This is a genomic window from Pseudodesulfovibrio hydrargyri, assembly GCF_001874525.1.
GTDB classification, from domain to species: Bacteria; Desulfobacterota; Desulfovibrionia; order Desulfovibrionales; family Desulfovibrionaceae; genus Pseudodesulfovibrio; species Pseudodesulfovibrio hydrargyri.
This window is the reverse complement of sequence record NZ_LKAQ01000004.1, coordinates 253,226-270,421: the sequence shown is the minus strand read 5'-3', so window position 1 is coordinate 270,421 and position 17,196 is coordinate 253,226. Positions and strand designations below refer to the sequence as shown.

At 64.4% G+C, this 17,196-nt stretch carries 12 protein-coding genes; 11 read left to right on the top strand and 1 reads right to left on the bottom strand.

From position 1 onward, the window contains the following. Positions 1 to 293 precede the first annotated feature (293 nt). From BerOc1_RS05670 to BerOc1_RS19035, 8 genes are all read left to right on the top strand, one after another. Positions 294 to 1,763 (top strand): alkaline phosphatase, encoded by a 1,470-nt coding sequence (locus BerOc1_RS05670; RefSeq protein WP_071544772.1) that lies wholly within the window; start codon positions 294 to 296, stop codon positions 1,761 to 1,763. Between the two features lie 72 nt (positions 1,764 to 1,835). After that, complete coding sequence (locus BerOc1_RS05665; protein ID WP_071544771.1) at positions 1,836 to 2,987, top strand: YibE/F family protein; 1,152 nt, start codon at positions 1,836 to 1,838, stop codon at positions 2,985 to 2,987. A gap of 57 nt (positions 2,988 to 3,044) precedes the next feature. After that, positions 3,045 to 3,482, top strand: a complete 438-nt coding sequence (locus tag BerOc1_RS05660) for a YccF domain-containing protein (protein WP_071544770.1) — start codon at positions 3,045 to 3,047, stop codon at positions 3,480 to 3,482. 134 nt (positions 3,483 to 3,616) lie between these two features. Continuing rightward, entirely contained in the window at positions 3,617 to 4,351 is a 735-nt protein-coding gene (locus BerOc1_RS05655) for a Bax inhibitor-1/YccA family protein (RefSeq protein WP_071544769.1), read from the top strand. A gap of 339 nt (positions 4,352 to 4,690) precedes the next feature. Continuing rightward, a complete protein-coding gene (gene lpxK, locus BerOc1_RS05650; RefSeq protein ID WP_071544768.1) occupies positions 4,691 to 5,848 on the top strand; it encodes a tetraacyldisaccharide 4'-kinase in 1,158 nt (385 codons plus the stop codon). Beyond that, positions 5,841 to 8,036, top strand: a complete 2,196-nt coding sequence (rnr, locus tag BerOc1_RS05645) for a ribonuclease R (RefSeq protein WP_071544767.1) — start codon at positions 5,841 to 5,843, stop codon at positions 8,034 to 8,036. The genes lpxK and rnr overlap by 8 nt, the downstream gene beginning before the upstream one ends. A gap of 176 nt (positions 8,037 to 8,212) precedes the next feature. Continuing rightward, positions 8,213 to 8,875, top strand: a complete 663-nt coding sequence (locus BerOc1_RS05640; RefSeq protein ID WP_071544766.1) for a LexA family transcriptional regulator — start codon at positions 8,213 to 8,215, stop codon at positions 8,873 to 8,875. Positions 8,876 to 9,108: 233 nt separating this feature from the next. Then, positions 9,109 to 9,273, top strand: coding sequence for a hypothetical protein (locus tag BerOc1_RS19035; RefSeq protein ID WP_165610788.1), 165 nt, complete (start codon positions 9,109 to 9,111; stop codon positions 9,271 to 9,273). A 489-nt stretch (positions 9,274 to 9,762) separates the two neighbouring features. Here the strand turns inward: BerOc1_RS19035 and BerOc1_RS05635 are convergent, their stop codons facing one another. Further along, complete coding sequence (locus BerOc1_RS05635; RefSeq protein WP_071544765.1) at positions 9,763 to 10,776, bottom strand: diguanylate cyclase; 1,014 nt, start codon at positions 10,774 to 10,776, stop codon at positions 9,763 to 9,765. Between the two features lie 248 nt (positions 10,777 to 11,024). On the opposite strand from BerOc1_RS05635, the gene BerOc1_RS05630 reads away from it, so the two are divergent. From BerOc1_RS05630 to BerOc1_RS05620, 3 genes are read left to right on the top strand one after another with little or no spacing between them, the layout of a single operon-like run. Beyond that, positions 11,025 to 12,440, top strand: a complete 1,416-nt coding sequence (locus tag BerOc1_RS05630; protein WP_071544764.1) for a DUF4139 domain-containing protein — start codon at positions 11,025 to 11,027, stop codon at positions 12,438 to 12,440. Between the two features lie 14 nt (positions 12,441 to 12,454). Continuing rightward, positions 12,455 to 13,651, top strand: a complete 1,197-nt coding sequence (locus BerOc1_RS05625) for a trehalose 6-phosphate synthase (RefSeq protein ID WP_071544763.1) — start codon at positions 12,455 to 12,457, stop codon at positions 13,649 to 13,651. Between the two features lie 38 nt (positions 13,652 to 13,689). Next, the gene (locus tag BerOc1_RS05620) at positions 13,690 to 16,860 is read left to right on the top strand and encodes a beta-phosphoglucomutase family hydrolase (RefSeq protein ID WP_071544762.1); all 3,171 of its coding nucleotides are present in this window, start codon (positions 13,690 to 13,692) and stop codon (positions 16,858 to 16,860) included. Positions 16,861 to 17,196 lie beyond the last annotated feature (336 nt).

Genomic DNA, 17,196 nt, shown 5'->3' with positions numbered 1-17,196 from the left:
GCGGCTGGTGTTGGATAACTAATAGAAAATGATGGCACGCAATATGTTTAAATATGAAATCAGTATTCACCAATCGCGGCCGGTTTACAAGCGCTTCCCGGCGGGACCGGGCCGCGACGGGAGACAGGGGGGCTGAGGAATCGCCGTTTAGCCCGGAAAATCCGATCGATGCGCCCGTGACATACTTGTCACCGGGCCGTGACCTGTTTTCCGTCTTGTCTCATGTTTCTGTAACCTTCCGGGCGTAGACAATGGGTACTTAACCAACACCCAACGGACCGAGGAGGTTTGACATGTTGAAAGCTCGGAAACTGATTGTCAGGTGCGCCCTGGCGCTGGCGCTGGCCGTGGTGTTCATGGCCGGTTCCGCCTGGGCCAAGGACGCGAAATACGTATTTTTCTTCATCGGCGACGGCATGGGCCTGCCCCAGCGCGCGGCCAGCTCCGCGTACCTGGGCAAGAAGATGGCCATCGACGCCATGCCCGCCCAGGGCATCACCACCACCTTTGCCAACGACCGGTTCATCACCGGTTCCGCGGCTTCGGCCACGGCGCTCGCCACCGGCGTGAAGACCAACATCAACTACATCGGCGTGGACCCGTCCTTCAGGCCGGTCAAGACCATCGCCGAGATGGCCAGGGACAAGGGCATGAAGGTCGGCATCGTCTCGTCCGTGTCCGTTGACCACGCCACCCCGGCCGCGTTCTACGCCCACGTCAAGACCCGCTCCATGTACCACGAGATCGACCACGCCCTGGCCGATTCCGGCTTCGACTTCTTCGCGGGCGGCGGGCTCAAGGATCCGCAGGGCAAGAAGTCCAAGGCCCCCATGGGAGACGCCCTGGAAAAGGCCAAGGCCAACGGTTACAAGGTCGTCACCGACAAGAAGGACTTCATGGCGCTGAAGCCCGGCGACGGCAAGATCATCGCCTGGAACGCCTGGCTCCAGGACGGCAAGGCGCTGCCCTACGTCATGGACATGACCGACAAGGACATCACCCTGCCCGAGTTCACGGCCAAGGCCATCGAGATGCTCGACAACGACAAGGGCTTCTTCCTGATGGTCGAGGGCGGCAAGATCGACTGGGCCTGCCACGCCAACGACGCGGCCGCCTCCATCGACAACACCGTTTCCTTCGACAAGGCCGTGCAGAAGGCCATGGCCTTTTACGACAAGCACCCGGACGAGACCCTGATCGTGGTCACCGGCGACCACGAGTGTGGCGGCCTGACGCTCGGTTTCGCGGGCACCAAGTACGGCTCCCACTATGATATCCTGAGCCACCAGAAGGTCTCCTTCCAGAAGTTCACCGACGAGACCCTGGCCGACTTCAAGAAGAAGGGCGGCGACTTCAACGCCATGAAGCCGATCATCACCGCCGACTTCGGCCTGAAGTTCGAGGGCGACGCCAAGACCGATCCCATGGTCCTGGCCGACTACCAGCAGGCCGACATCGAGCAGGCCTTCAAGCGCTCCATGGCGGACGAGAAGATTCAGGGCGGGGACTACCTGCTGTACGGCGAGTACGACCCGCTGTCCGTGACCCTGACCCACGTGCTCAACCAGAAGGCCGGCCTGGGCTGGACCTCCTACAAGCACACCGGCGTGCCGGTCTCGACCTCGGCCATCGGCGTGGGTTCCCAGGCCTTCAACGGCAGCTACGACAACAAGGACGTGGCCACCAAGATCATGGCCTCCATGGGCATGCCCGCCAAGGCCGTGTACGCGGACGCCGCCAACGTGCGCGTGGCCGCCAACTAGAAGCAGGCAACCAAGCAAACCTTCGGCGGGCGGTCCGGCAGCGGTCCGCCCGCCCCTCTTTTCGGGAATTCCATGTACGCACCCAGCAAGACGACCCGCGACTGGCTTCTGGTCCTCATCTTCATCCTCATCTCCGTCGGGCTCTACTACCTGCCCACCGGGTTCGAATCGACCAAGGACCGGGACGCGGTCCACTGCACGGCCCGGGTCACGGCCGTGGACGACGGCCACATCCAGAACCTGGGCATGATCCGCGCGGGCGAGCAGGAGGTCACCCTGGACATCCTGGACGGCCCGTTCAAGGGCAAGACCTATACCGCCAACAACCAGCTTTTGGGCCAGCTCGACCGCGACAAGCTGTTCAAGGCCGGGGACACGGCCTACGTCATCCTGACCGTGGACGGCGCGGGCGAGGTGGCCTACGTCAACCCCCAGGATCATTACCGCCTCGGGCTTGAACTGTTCCTGCTCGGGCTGTTCGCCGCGCTGCTGCTCATCTTCGGCGGGCTGACCGGATTCAAGGCGCTGCTCTCGTTCGTGTTCACCGGCCTGCTGCTGTGGAAGGTCCTGGTGCCCATGCTGCTCAAGGGCGCGGACCCGGTCTGGCTGACTCTGTGCGTGGTGGCGGCCTTGAGCGCCGTGATCATCTTCCTGGTGGCCGGGATCAACCGCACCGGCCTGACCGCGTTTCTCGGGGCCTTTCTCGGGGTGGTCGCCAGCTGCGCGCTGGGCATCCACTTCACCGGGCGGTTCCACGTCCACGGCGCGGTCATGCCGTTCGCCGAGACCCTGCTCTACGCGGGCTACGGTCACCTGAACCTGACCCGCGTGTTCATGGCCGGGGTGTTCCTGTCGTCCTGCGGCGCGGTCATGGACCTGGCCATGGACGTGGCCTCGGCCATGGCCGAGGTGGTCGACAAGAAGCCGGGCATCTCGCGCGTGGAGGCGGTCTGGTCGGGCATCCGCGTGGGCAGGGCCGTGGTCGGGACCATGACGACCACCTTGCTGCTGGCCTACTCGGGCGGGTTCGTGACCCTGCTCATGGCCTTCATGGCCCAGGGCATCCCGCTGGATACCACCTTCAACTTCATCTACGTGGCCGCCGAGGTCCTCAAGACCCTGGTGGGCAGCTTCGGGCTGGTCACCGTGGCCCCGTTCACGGCCCTGGTGGGCGGCCTGCTCATGACCTCGGCCAAACCTGTGCAGAGTTCGTTGCGCCATTGACGAACGCGACGGGATGGGCCAATACGATAGCTGGAAAATCAAGCCCAAGGAGTTTTCATGCTTTCGTTTCTCGGCAACGTGATCTGGTGGCTCATCGGCGGGGCGTTCATGGCCCTGGGCTGGCTCTTTGCCGGCTGCATCTTCGCCATCTCCATCGTCGGCCTGCCCTGGGCCCGGTCCGCCTTTGTCATCGCCGGTTTCTCGCTGCTGCCCTTCGGCCGGACCCTGGTTCGGCGCGACATGGTCACCGGGCGGCCGGACATCGGCACCTCGGGCTGGGGATTGGTGGGCAACGTCATCTGGTTCGTGTTCGCGGGCTGGTGGCTGGCCCTGGGCCACATCCTGTCGGCCCTGGGCTGCTTCATCACCATCATCGGCATCCCCTGGGGCTGGCAGCACCTCAAGCTGGCCGCGGCCACCCTGGCCCCCATCGGCATGACCGTGGTCACGGTGGACCAGGCCGAGCGGCTGCACGGCGTGCGCACGGGCCGCTGACCCGGCGGATCGTTGGCCCGCGCGAATTGTGCAATTTGCTGCATTCCCTTGCCACGACCCCAAAAGCTGATTAGATAAAAGCAATGCCGGGGGATTCCCGGCCATAAGCACGTAATCAATTCGGAGGAATATCAATGACTCAGTATCCCAGCATGCAACGCACGGAGACTTCCCGGGCCGAAGTCCTGAACGCCTTCATGCGCGGCGTCTACGGCTGGATGAGCGCGGGCCTGGGCCTGACCGCCCTGATCGCGTTCGCCACCCTGACCGTCCCCGCCCTGACCCAACTGGCGTTCGTCTACAACCCCCAGACCGGCATGCTCGCGCCGACCATGCTGCCCATGATCGCCCTGCTTCTGGCCTTCGGCATGGTCTTTTTCATGAGCTTCAAGATATCCACCATGAACCCGAGCACGGCCACCACCCTGTTCATGGCCTTCAGCGCGCTGAACGGTTTTTCCCTGGCGCCGATCCTCTACGCCTACACCACGGCCTCGGTGGTCTCGACCTTCATCACCACCGCCGGTATGTTCGGGGCCATGTCCATCTACGGCCTGGTCACCAAAAAAGACCTGACCGGGTGGGGCAGCCTGCTCTTCATGGGGTTGATCGGCATCATCATCGCCATGGTGGTGAACATGTTCCTGCAGAGCCCGGGCATGTCCTTCGCCATCTCGGTCCTGGGCGTGATCATCTTCGTGGGCCTGACCGCCTACGACACCCAGAAGCTCAAGACCATGGGCGAGAACGTGCCCATGGGCGACACCGCCGCCGTCCGCCGCGGCACCATCCTGGGCGCCCTGACCCTGTACCTGGACTTCTACAACCTGTTCCTCATGCTGCTCCGCCTCATGGGCGACCGGCGGTAATCCCGGCAACCCAGCCACGCCGAAGGCCGTACTCTCCCGAGTACGGCCTTTTTTTGTCGAATCCCGGCAGCCAACCTCAACAACCACGCCCAATCCCGACCTCTTCCAGCCTCCTTTTCAAGTCCGCACGTCCTCCGGAGAAGCCGCACGTCATTCGGCTGCTTCCCGCCCTCGCGCATGCGTATGCAAAAAGTCTAGGAAGGTTGAGGGTATGGGGGGGCGGGGGAAGGCCCGAAGACCCGCCAACGGCTGGAGGCCCGGTGGCGTCCATCTCCCTCTTGCCAGTCCGCTGCGGGGGACGTATGCTTCTTCAATGACGAATCTTTTCCCTGGAGCCACATGCCCGAAACCGTGACCCATCTGCAACGCATGCTGTCTCCGCTGCTGCGTCCTTTTTCCTGGGTCTACGCCGGGGCCATGCGTTTTCGCGCCGGGCTCTACCGCCGCGGGCTGCTGCCCCGTTGGGAAGCGCCCGCGCTGACCGTGTCCGTGGGCAACATCGGCTGGGGCGGCTCGGGCAAGACGCCGGTGGCCGACTGGCTGCTCGGCTGGGCCGAGTCCAAGGCCATCCCGGTGGCCCTGCTGACGCGCGGGTACAGGGCCAGGCCCAGGCACCTGCCCTATGAGGTCAAGCCGGGCGCGTTGGCCGAGGAGGCCGGGGACGAGCCGCTGATGCTCGCCCGGGCCCACGAGAAGGCGCTGGTCATGGTCGACCCGAACCGCACCCGGGCGGGCAAGGCGGCCGTGCAGAAGACGCATCCCGAGCTGATCATCCTGGACGACGGGTTCCAGCACATGGCCGTGCAACGGCACGTGAATCTGGTGCTGCTTCGGCCCGATGACCTGCGCGAGGAGTGGAACCGGGTCATCCCGGCGGGCTCCTGGCGCGAACCCGAGTCCGCGCTCGGGCGGGCCGACGCGTTCCTGATCAAGGTCGGGCCCAGGGGATTCGGTCAGCTTCGGCCGCGCATCGACGAGCGGCTGGCGCGGTTCGGCAGGCCGGTGTTCAGCTTCAGGCTGGCCCCCACCGGGCTGCGCAACGTCATCGGCGGGCAGACGGTCCGGGACTTCGAGGGCGCGCCGTACCTGCTGGTCACGGGCGTGGGCGATCCGGCCCAGGTCAGCGCCACGGCCGAGGCGTACTTCGGGTATCCGCCCAAACGGCACCGGGTCTTTCGGGACCATCATTCCTACACCAAGCAGGACGCCCTCGACCTGGCCCAGGAGGCCGCCCGGCTGGGCTGCATCGCGGTGCTGTGCACGCCCAAGGACGCGGTCAAGCTCGGTTCCATGTGCACCGAGGTGTTCTGGCATTTCGACCTGAGCCTGGAGTTCGGGCCGTCCACCCTGGGCGAGAGGGCGAAATTTTCCACCTGGTGGGAGCGGCGCTACAATTCATTCAGGCTGCGCCGCGCGGACCGCGCCCAACACGCGGCGGAATACAGAGCCCGGCACGAGGCGGGGCTGCCGCCCGCCAAGGGAGGCAACCATGGCTAAAAAGAAACGCAGTCAACCGAGGCCCTCGGCACCGCCCCTGTCCCCGGCCGCGCTGCTCAAGCTGTTCAAGGAAGTGAAGCGGCCCATGTCCAGGGCCGAGGTCATCCGCCAGCTCAAGCTCAAGAAGAAGGACAAGGCGCTGGTCAAGGACCTGCTCAGGGAGCTGGTCCAGAAGGGCAAGCTGGTGCGCATCCGGCGCGGCTACGGGCTGGCCGAGGCCATGCACTGCATCACCGGGCGGCTGGAAATCCAGCGCCAGGGCTATGGCTTCGTGGTGCCCGAGGATTCCCGGCGCAAGGACGTATTCGTCAACCAGCGCGACCTGAACGACGCCTGGCACGGCGACCGCGTGGTGGTCTCGGTGGTCGGCGAGCCCAAGGCGGGGCGCAACGCCGAGGGGCGCATCGTGCGCATCCTGGAGCGCGGGCGCAAGGTCCTGCCGGTCAAGGTGGTCAAGAAGATGACCGGCGGCGAATGGCTTTGCCGCCCGTCGGACCCGAGGCTCAATTTCGGGATCATCGCAACGCTCAAGGACGAATCCGTCCAGGTCAAGCCGGGCGAGATCGCCCTGTGCGCACCCGGCGACCGCATCGACCCGACCATGTGGGAAGGGCAGATCACCAAGCGGCTCGGGGTCGAAACCGACATCGCCGTGCAGGAGGCCCTGGTCAAGTCCAACCACAATATCCGCACCCGGTTCCCGTCCGGCTCCGTGACCCAGGCCGAAGGGCTGCCGCCCGAGCCGTCCCAAAAGGATTTCGCGGGCCGCCGCAACCTGACCGGAAAACCGTTCGTGACCATCGACGGGGCCACGGCCCGCGACTTCGACGACGCCATCCTGGTGGAGCGGCGGGGAAAGGGCTACCGGCTGTGGGTGGCCATCGCCGACGTTTCCCACTACGTGCCCGAGGGCTCGCCCCTGGACCGCGAGGCGTTCGAGCGCGGCAACTCCTATTATTTCCCCCGGTCCGTGGAGCCCATGTTCCCGGAGAAGCTGTCCAACGGATTGTGCTCGCTCAACCCGGACGTGGAGCGGCTGACCATGGTGGCGTGCATGGATACCGACCCGGACGGGCGCACGGTGAAGACCGAGCTGTTCCCGGCGGTCATTCGCAGCCACGCCCGGCTGACCTATTCCCAGGTGCGCGACGCGATCATCGAAAAACAGGCCGAGGCCCGCAAGGCCATCGCTCCGGACCTGATAAACATGCTCGAACTGTCCGAGGAACTGGCCCGCAAGATCAATCTCCTGCGCGTCAAGCGCGGGTCGCTCGACTTCGACCTGCCCGAGCCGGAGATATTCTTCGACGTGCACGGCGAGACCGAGGACATCCGGCCCAAGCAGCGCAATTTCGCCAACCAACTCATCGAGGAGTTCATGATCGCGGCCAACGAGGCCGTGGCCCATTTCCTTGTGGAGCGCGGCCTGCCCTGCATGTTCCGCATCCACCCCCCGGCGGACGAGGAGAAGCTCAAGAATCTGTTCCGGCTGCTGTCGCGCACGGACAAGTCCGTGGTCATGCCCAAGGAGATCACCCCCAAGAAGCTCCAGATGCTGGTGGCCTCCATGGAGGGCACGGACAAGGAGTACATCGTCAACCGCATGCTTTTGCGCTCCATGAAGCAGGCCAAGTACTCGCCGGACAACGAGGGCCACTTCGGCCTGGCGTCCGTGGAATACGCCCACTTCACCTCGCCCATCCGGCGCTACGCCGACCTGGTGGTCCACCGGCTGGTCAAAGCCGCGTTGCACGAGGGCGAGGGCGTGCCCGCGCCCATTCCGGGCCGCAAGAAGCTGCTCAACGTGGCCAACCACCTGTCCGGCCGCGAACGGGTGGCCATGGACGCCGAGCGCGAGATCCTCAAGCGCGTGACCGTCCTGTTCATGCGCGACAAGGTCGGCCAGACCTTTGACGCGGTCATTTCGCACATCACCGACTTCGGCTTCTTCGTGGAACTCAAGGAGGTCATGGCCGAGGGGCTGGTCCGGCTGTCCACCATGGACGACGACTACTACACCTACTGGCCCCAGCGCGAGATGCTCGTGGGCGAGCGTACCGGCCAGTCCTTCTATCTGGGGCAGACTGTGGAGGTGGTCCTGGAAGAGGCCAGCGTGGAGCGGCTGGAGCTGAACTTCAGCCTGCGTTCCGTGACGGCCGCGTCCATGGACTACAAGGATTTGATCTAGGCTGGCCCCGGCCCCGCCCGCGCCGTTTTAGCAACAATAAGCATGCGGAAGGCCCTGCCCTCCGCATGCTTTGTTTTTGTCCGGCATCAGACGACAAAAATTGCTTTCATGATTGACAACTCGGTTAATCAATAGTAAACAATTTCTCAGCAACATTCATTAACCAAGGCGCAACGATGAGCAACGGATTTGAAGCCTTTTTCAAACGACTCTGTTCGGAAACGGAGATCAAGAACCAGTCCCAGCTGGCCCGCGAGCTGGACGTGGGGCGGGCCGCAGTGTCCCTGGCCAAGCGCAAGGGCACGGTGCCCGCCCGCTGGATTCTGGATCTGTCCGCCCGGTTCGGGCTGAACCCGCTGTGGCTGGAGCAGGGCAAGGGGTTTCCCCGGCCCGAGGCCGCCCTGGCGGCCGCCGCCGAGGACGGGGCGAGCTACGCGGAAATCCCCAAGGTGCGCGCCCGGCTCTGTGCGGGCGGCGGCTCGTTCGAAACCGAAGGCCAGGTGGAGGGGTACTATTCCTTCCGCTCCGACTGGCTGACCCACCGGGGCAACCCGGCCAACATGGTTCTCATGGAGGTCATCGGCAATTCCATGGAGCCGGAGATCAAGGAAGGGGACATGGTCCTCATCGACCAGTCGCGTACCGACGTTCTGTCCGGCGGCATCTACGCCGTGGGCGTGGAGGACACGGTCATGGTCAAGCGCGTGGAACGCCTCCCCGGCACCTTGGTGCTCAGAAGCGACAACGTGGACTATTCCCCCATCCACCTGTCCGGCGACGAGCTCGACAACGTGCGCGTCATCGGCCAGATCCTGTGGGCATCGCGGGAATACCGCTAGTCTCTTTTTCCATCGCCGAATCAGGCCCCCGCAACGCGCCGCGTTGCGGGGGCTTTCTCGTATCCAGCAGGAATTAAAGATTGTTTTGTGAAGTAGACATTTTGTAGGGGAAAACACAACAAAGTGTAAAATATTAGTTGACATAAAGTTCAATGCTTGTTTATTAAAGAGTCACGTTCAGTCAACGAATATGACACACGCACCTCGGTGCGATACAAGGCAAGGAGAGAGTCATGCAGGAACGTTTTTGCAAGTGTGGTCACAGGCTGATGGTGCAGTACACCCTTGACGGATTCATTCCCTGGGAAGCGGTCATCCGCGACGACGAGGGGAGGCCCACCCCGGTCAAGGTTTGCCCCTGTTGCGGCAGCTACCTGTCCATTCATTTCCTTCGCTAGTTTTCGACAAGCCTCATAGTTCCTCGCGGTCGGTTGATCCTTGCAACCGGCCGCCCACATCCCTGTGGCCATGCGCTTTCCTCCCCGGAGCGCATGGCCCCTCTTTTGTGGGTGGCGCGCGGCTTTCGATAGCGGGCCATCTGCACATTTTTCCAGGCGGGCTTTCGTCCTCACGTAGGGCCACTACGCTGCGGCGAAAGCCCGCCTGGAGAAAATGCACAGCTGACCCACTCTCGAAAGCCTCACATTGTGCGTGCACGAAGAGCCGCTGTCGGTTGGTGAGGCCAACCGAGGTGCTCCAGGTAGGAGGAGGGAGCAAGAGCCGCTGTCGTGTGCTGCGCACCCGAGTCGCTCCATGATGTAAGCGGTTTTATTGGGGCGCGGGCACCAATCATAGGGTCTAGACGAACCTCCGCGAAGCGGCGGCAAGAAGTTTAGGAAGGGAGAGGGGATGGGGGTTCGGGGGAAGGGGAGAGGGGAACCCTTTCCTCAAAGGGTTCCCCTCTCCCCTTCCCCCGATTCCTGCTGCCGCACCCGGTCCGGATCGGGGAGGCAGATGGCTTCGGTGCGGTTCCGGCCGGACTGTTTGGCTTGGTAGAGGGCGCGGTCCGCGGCCTGGATGAGGTGTTCCGGGGTGGTCTCGCAGGTGGGTACGGTGGCGGCCACGCCGATGGACACGGTCACGTTGCAGGCCACCCGGGAGTCGGGGTGGCTGATGCAGGATTTGGCCAGGTTGGCGTGGATGTTCTCGGCCACCACGCGCGCGCCGTCGAAGTCGGTGCCGGGCAGGATGATGGCGAACTCCTCGCCGCCGTAGCGGGCCACCAGGTCGCCGGGCCGGTTGGTGGCGTCGCGGATGGCGTCGGCCACCCCGCGCAGGCAGACGTCGCCGTCCACATGGCCCAGGGCGTCGTTGTAGGCCTTGAAGTGGTCGATGTCGATCATCAGCAGTCCCAGGGAGTTGTCCTCGCGGCCGTTGCGCACCCATTCGCGGATGAGCGTGTCGTCGAAGCAGCGGCGGTTGGCCAGGCCGGTCAGCCCGTCCTGGTTGGACATCCGTTCCAGCTTGCGGGCCAGCCGTTCCAGTTCGCGCTCGCGCAACATGCGCTTGAGCATCTCGCGGCGCAACTGCAGGGCGGACCGGACGCGGGCGCGCAGTTCGGTGCGGCCCACGGGCTTGACGATGTAGTCGGAGGCCCCGGCCGCAAAGGCGCGGTCCAGGTCGTCGGACCCGTCGTTCGGGGCCACGGCGATGATCGGGATGTCCTCGAACTCGCGGTGGGACTTGAGGGTCAGGATGGCGGCGATGCCGTCGGTGTCGTGGTTGTCGAGATCGATGAGCACCAGGTCCACGGGCGCGTCCCCGGCCACGGAGCGCTGCAGGGTCCGCATGGCCCGTTCCAGGGAATCCACGTTCGACACGTCGGTGTGGCCGGCGCTCAGCAGCATCTCGGTCAGCTGGGTGGCGGTGGCCTTGGAATCATCGATGATGAGGATTTTCATGCGGGATGATTAATAACAGAAACCGTTCCTGATTGCGAGATGGGAAACGGGTGTCCGGTTTCTCCGGACCGGCGGGAGACGGCGCTTTTGGCGACCTGAGAGCGGGCTGGTGCGCGGGTTTTACGCCATGAATGGCCGCAGTGATATTCTTTGTTATATTTTTGCAAAATAGGTCGGGGCCGTGTATCTTGAAGGCTAGGCACTGATACTTTGTCCCTGCGCAATCTCGACTCAACCCCGGAGGACCGATGAATCGGCCATGTTTCCCCGCCGCCCAACTGCTCGCCGCAGTGCTTTTTCTTCTTGCTCCCCTTGCCGGTGGCGTTCATGCCGCCGGATCGGTGCTGGCCGTGTACAATTCCGGCCAGGCCCAGGTGACCGAATCCCGCGTGGTGACCCTGCCCGAGGGGGCCGCCGCCGTGGTCTTCACCGACATACCCTCGACCATCAATCCCGCCTCCATACGGGCCACGGCCCCGGACATGACCGTGGAGGAGGTGCAATACGCCTACCGGCCCATCACTCCGTCCAACCTTCTCGACGCCTATGTGGGAAAGGAACTGTCCGTGATCCTACCCGACCCGGCGGACGCTAATGCCCGAATCCTGAAGAAAGCCAAGCTGTTGTCCAACGAGGGCAAGCCCATCTTCGCCATAGGCAAGGAGGTCTACGTGGGTTCGTACGAGGCCCTACTCCTGCCCGAGATGCCCCAGGGGCTCGACACCAAACCCACCCTGACCCTGACCACGCGCAGTTCGGTCGCCGGGCGCAAAAACGTGGCCCTGAGTTACCTCATGGGCGGACTGGACTGGCATGCGGACTACAACCTGACCGTGAGCCAGTCCCGCGAGACAGCCGATCTGGACGCCTGGGCCACGATATCGAACGAATCGGGCCAGGCCTTTCCCGGCGCTGACCTGCGTCTCGTGGCCGGTGACGTGCAGCGTGTGGCGGCACTCAAGAGGTCCGGCCGACATGAAGTGTTTGAGAACATGATGGAGATGTCGATGGATGCATCCCGGGCTCCGGCGGCCACAGAAGAATCCCTGTTCGAATACCACGTCTATGATCCGGGCCGGTACGTGTCGGTTCCGGCTTCCGGGACCAAGCAGGTGGGGCTGTTCTCGGCCGTGAACATCCCGGTGAAGACCGAGCTGTCGAGCCGTTTTCACAATACGTCGAATCAGCGTTCCGGCGAAATCGGCCAAAACGTCGATGCGACCCTGATTTTCACCAACAGCGAGGGCAACAACCTCGGCAAGCCCATGCCCGGGGGCGTTGTGCACGTTTTCATGCCCACATCCGACGGGACCAAGCTGCTGGCTGGCGAGGCCGGAATCGGGCACGTGGCCAACGGGGGAGAAGTCCGGCTGTCTGTCGGCCGCTCCTTCGACGTGAACGTCAAGCGCGTGCAGACAAGCTTCCAGCGCATCGGCAAGAACGCGGCCGAGGTCGGCTGGAAAATCACGGTGCGCAACGGCTCGGCCGAGCCCAGGGACATCCGGCTCGAGGAGGCTCTGTCCGGGCAGTGGACCGTGCTCAACGCGGACACCCCGTACACGGCCAAGGATTCGGGCACCATCGAATTCGACCTGAAGGGCGTGGCTCCCTCCGCCGGCAAGGAGGGGAAGGTGATCAACTACACCGTGCGTTTCGAATACTAATAAAAGGAGGGCGGATGGCCGGCATCGACCAGGTTGAACTGAAGACGCTGAAGGATTTCTACGCGCTCATGGCCGCTTCCCGGGATATCCGGAAGCGGGCCGCGGCCGCGATCCTTGACGGGGAAACGGTCGACGGCGACATCCCGAAATCCCTGTCCAACCTCCTGGAATCCCTGGAAGCCGTGCCCGAGGAAGAGGGCGGCAAGCGCCTCGGCCTGGGCGGCGGCCGGACCATCACCCTGGACATGGGCTACGAGATCGACGAGACCCGCAAGGACCTCTTCTACCTGGAGGAGGGCGAGGAAACCTTCCTCGAGATGTTGGCCGATTTCCATCCGGGCTTCGGCGAATACGTGGAAAACGGCCGGGAACTGCTGCGCGGGGCCGACCTGGACAGTCTGGTCACGGACCGCGACGGCACGGTCAACAACTACTGCGCCCGCTACCTGACCTCCATCCAGTCCATCTACAACGCGGTCTTCCTGACCCGCTTCGCCCGGACCCACGTGGACAGGCCGGTCATCCTGACCTCGGCCCCCCTGGACGGGCTGATCGAGATTTCGGTCAACCCGGACGGCGAATTCTACTACGCCGCGTCCAAGGGCCGCGAGTGCCTGGACCGCGACGGCCGGATCCGGCGCCTGGAGATCACCCCGGACAAGCAGGCGGCCATAAACGCCCTCAATGCGCGGCTGAGCGAACTGACCTCGCGGCCCGCATACGAGAAGTTCACCCTCATCGGCTCGGGCCTGCAGTTCAAGTTCGGGCAGTCCACAGTGGCCCGGCAGGACATCGGCGGGTCCATCGACAAGGCCGAGTCCGAGGCGTTCCTGGCCACCCTGGAAGCCCTGGCCGCCGAGCTGGACCCGGACGGGCGCAACTTCCGCATCGAGGACACCGGCCTGGACGTGGAGATCATCCTCACCGTGGAGACCGAGGGCGAGGGGCTCAAGGATTTCGACAAGGGCGACGGCGTGAAGTTTCTCGACCAGGAGCTCGGTCTGGGCATGGCGGACGGGGTCGGGCTGATCTGCGGCGACACCGGCTCGGACGTGCCCATGCTCGAGGCGGCCCTGAGCCTGTCGCCGCAAACGCGCGCGATTTTCGTGACCCGCAAGCAGGAGTTGGCGCAGCGGGTCACCGGGCTGACCGGCGCGGCGCTCATCGTTCCCGAGCCGGACATGCTCGTGACCATTCTGGGTACCCTGTGACCCGGACACCGGAGAATAAACATTCAAAGGAGTGATCCGTGGCAGCAATCACACTCAAGGGCGTCGTCTTCGATCTGGACGGCGTCATCACCCGGACCGCAAAGGTGCACGCCCAGGCGTGGGAATCCTCCTTCAACGAATTCCTCAAGCATCACGCGGAGGAGACGAACACCCCGTTCGAGCCGTTCGACCGTACCAGCGACTACCAGAACTACGTGGACGGCAAGCCGCGTTTCGAGGGCGTGCTCAGCTTTCTCAAGTCCCGGAACATCCGGCTCGACCCCGGCACGCCCGAGGACGAACCCGGCTTCGACACGGTCTGCGCCATCGGCAACAAGAAGAACGCGCTCTTCCAGGAGATCCTCAAAGAACAGGGGCCCGAGGTCTTCGATACCTCCGTGGCCCTGGTCAAGGACCTCAAGCGCAACGGCGTGCTTGTGGCCCTGGCCACCTCCAGCCGCAACGGCATGCTCGTCCTGGAACTGGCCGGGCTGACCGATCTGTTCGACGCCCACGTGGACGGCGTGGTCTCGGCCGAGCTGGACCTCAAGGGCAAGCCCGAACCGGACATCTTCGTCACCGCCGCCGACAAGATGGGGTTGGTGCCCGGCGAGTGCGTGGTGGTGGAGGACGCCCTGTCCGGCGTCCAGGCCGGTTGCGCGGGCAACTTTGGCCTGACGCTCGGCGTGGCCCGGAACATCGGCGGCGAGATGCTCAAGCGGTTCGGGGCCGACATGGTCGTGTCCGACCTGGGCGAGATCACCGTGGACGACCTCATGGAGTGGTTCGAGTCCGGCATGGCCACGGACGAATGGTACCTGACCTACCACGGCTTCGAGCCGGGCGACGAGAAGCTGCGCGAGACCCTGACCTGCGTGGGCAACGGCTACCTGGGCACGCGCGGGGCCTACGAGTGCGAGTGCTCGTCCTATTACTTCTATCCCGGCACCTACATCTCCGGCATCTTCAACAAGACCCCCAGCGATGTGGAGGGGCGCGAGATCTGGAACAACGACCTCGTCAACTGCCCCAACTGGCTGCCCGTGTCGTTCAAGATCGGCAACGGCGAGTTCGTCTCGCCCCTGTCCATGGAGATACTCGGCTACTCCCACCGGCTGAACATGCGCGAGGCGGTCATGGAACGCCACTTGGTGGTCCGCGACCAGGTGGGCCGCATCACCCGCATCTCCTCCAGGCGCGTGGCCTCCATGGCCGACCCGCACCTGCTGGCCCTGCAGTTCGACTTCACCCCGCTCAACTACGCCGCCAAGCTGACCTTCCGCTCGTCGCTGGACGGCAACGTCAGCAACGAGGGCGTGGCCCGCTACTCCAGCCTGAACACCCGCCACCTGAACCGGGTGGGCGGCGGCAAGGGCGGGGAGGGCATCTACCTGCACATGGAGACCTCTCACTCGCGCTACCAGATCGTCATGGCCGCCAAGACCCGCATGCTCGAGGACGGCAAGCCCATCGAGGTGCGCAAGGAGGTGGTCCAGAGCCGGTCCAGGGTGTCCGAGGAAATCTGCGTCCAGGTCCGCGAGAACCACTCCTACGGCCTGGAGAAATTCGTCTACGTGCGCACCTCCCTCGACCGCGAGCCGGGCGACCTGCGCGAGATGTGCCAGGACGGGCTCAAGACCGTGAAGACCTTCAAGGGCGTGTACGGCCCGCACGCCAAGTCCTGGAAGGGGCTGTGGCAGAAGGCCGACATCCGGGTCAAGGGCGACCGCTTCGTCCAGCGGGTGCTTCGGCTGCACGTCTACCACCTGCTGGTCACGGCCAGCCCGCACAATGCATTCCGCGACGCGGGCATGCCCGCACGCGGCCTGTCCGGCGAGGCCTACCGGGGCCACATCTTCTGGGACGAGGTCTACATCCTGCCGTTTTTCGACGCCAACTTCCCGGACATCTCCAGGGCGTTGTTGATGTACCGCTGCAACCGGTTGGACGCGGCTCGCGAATACGCCCGCGAAAACGGCTACCAGGGGGCCATGTTCCCCTGGCAGACAGCGGACGACGGCAGCGAGGAGACCCAGGAGGTCCACTACAATCCCGAGGCCAAGTCCTGGGGGCCGGACCTGTCCCGCCGCCAGCGGCACGTGTCCATCGCGGTCTTCGTCAACGCCTGGCGCTACGTGTCCTGGACCGGCGACCAGACCTTTCTGCGCGAGCACGGCGCGGAACTGATGCTCGACATCGCCCGGTTCTGGGGCAACATCGCCACCTTCGACGAGGCCACCGGCAAGTACCACATCGACGGGGTCATGGGCCCGGACGAGTTCCACGAAAAGCTGCCCGGCTCGGACGAGCCCGGCCTGCGCGACAACGCCTACACCAACATCATGGTCGTCTGGCTGCTCGAAAAGGCCCTGTTCATCCTCGACGCCCTGCCGCCCAAGCTCGCAAAGCAGGTCACCGCGCACATCGGCCTGACCGACCGGGAGATCGAAAAGTGGCGCGACATGACCACCAAGCTCAACGTCATCATGACCGACGACGGCATCATCAGCCAGTTCGACGGCTACATGGACCTGCCCGAGCTGGACTGGGATTCCTACCGGCAGCGGTTCTACTCCATCCACCGCATGGACCGCATCCTCAAGGCCGAGGGCGATTCCCCGGACAACTACAAGGTCGCCAAGCAGGCCGACACGCTGATGACCTGGTACATCCTCGAACCCGACGAGGTGGCCCGTATCCTGCGCAAGCTCGGCCACAAGGTCCCGGATCCGGTCAAGCTGCTCAAGGACAACTACGACTTCTACGAGAGGCGGACCAGCCACGGCTCCACCCTGTCCAAGGTGGTCCACGCGGTCATCGCCAAGTACATCTACCCGAGCAACATCGCCTGGGACTGGTTCATGGAGGCCATGGATTCCGACATCCACGACACCCAGGGCGGGACCACCGTGGAAGGCATCCACACCGGCGTCATGGCCGGAACCCTGGAGGTCATCAAACAGGACTTCGCCGGGCTCAACCTGTCCGCCTCGCCCATGAAGGTGGACCCGGACCCGCCCGCGCACTGGGGCGAGATGCGCCTGTCCTTCCTGTGGCGGTCCATCTGGTTCGACCTGGTCATCGAACAGGACCGCGTGAACATGACCGCCTTCCACCAGGGCGACAAGGTCGTGCCCGTGGAAATCTTCGGCAAGACCTACGAACTCAAGCCCGGCAAGACCGTCGAGGCCAGACGGCCCGGAGAGTAGTGGAGATGCCTCCGGCGGGCCCTCGCCGGGCGGGCGTCTCCGACGGGCAGGCGCTGCCCTATCGCTGCTGTCGACGGCTCTAAGGCCGAGCGAGCTCGGCCTAAGACCCGACGCGCCCCCGCCAGGGAGCAAGGCCCCTTGGATCCCCATCGCCTCGCTGCGCTCGGGGACGTGCGGACGCGTCCCGCCGTGCCGGGTGTCCGAATCGCGGGGTTTGTTTTTGGGGAAGGCGGATTTCATACAGAATTCTTTTTTCGCCATGCCGTAACGAGTCTTCCTTACATCCAATGCACCTTCCGCATGTGCTCCCATCCTGCGAAGCGGCACCAAAAAAGT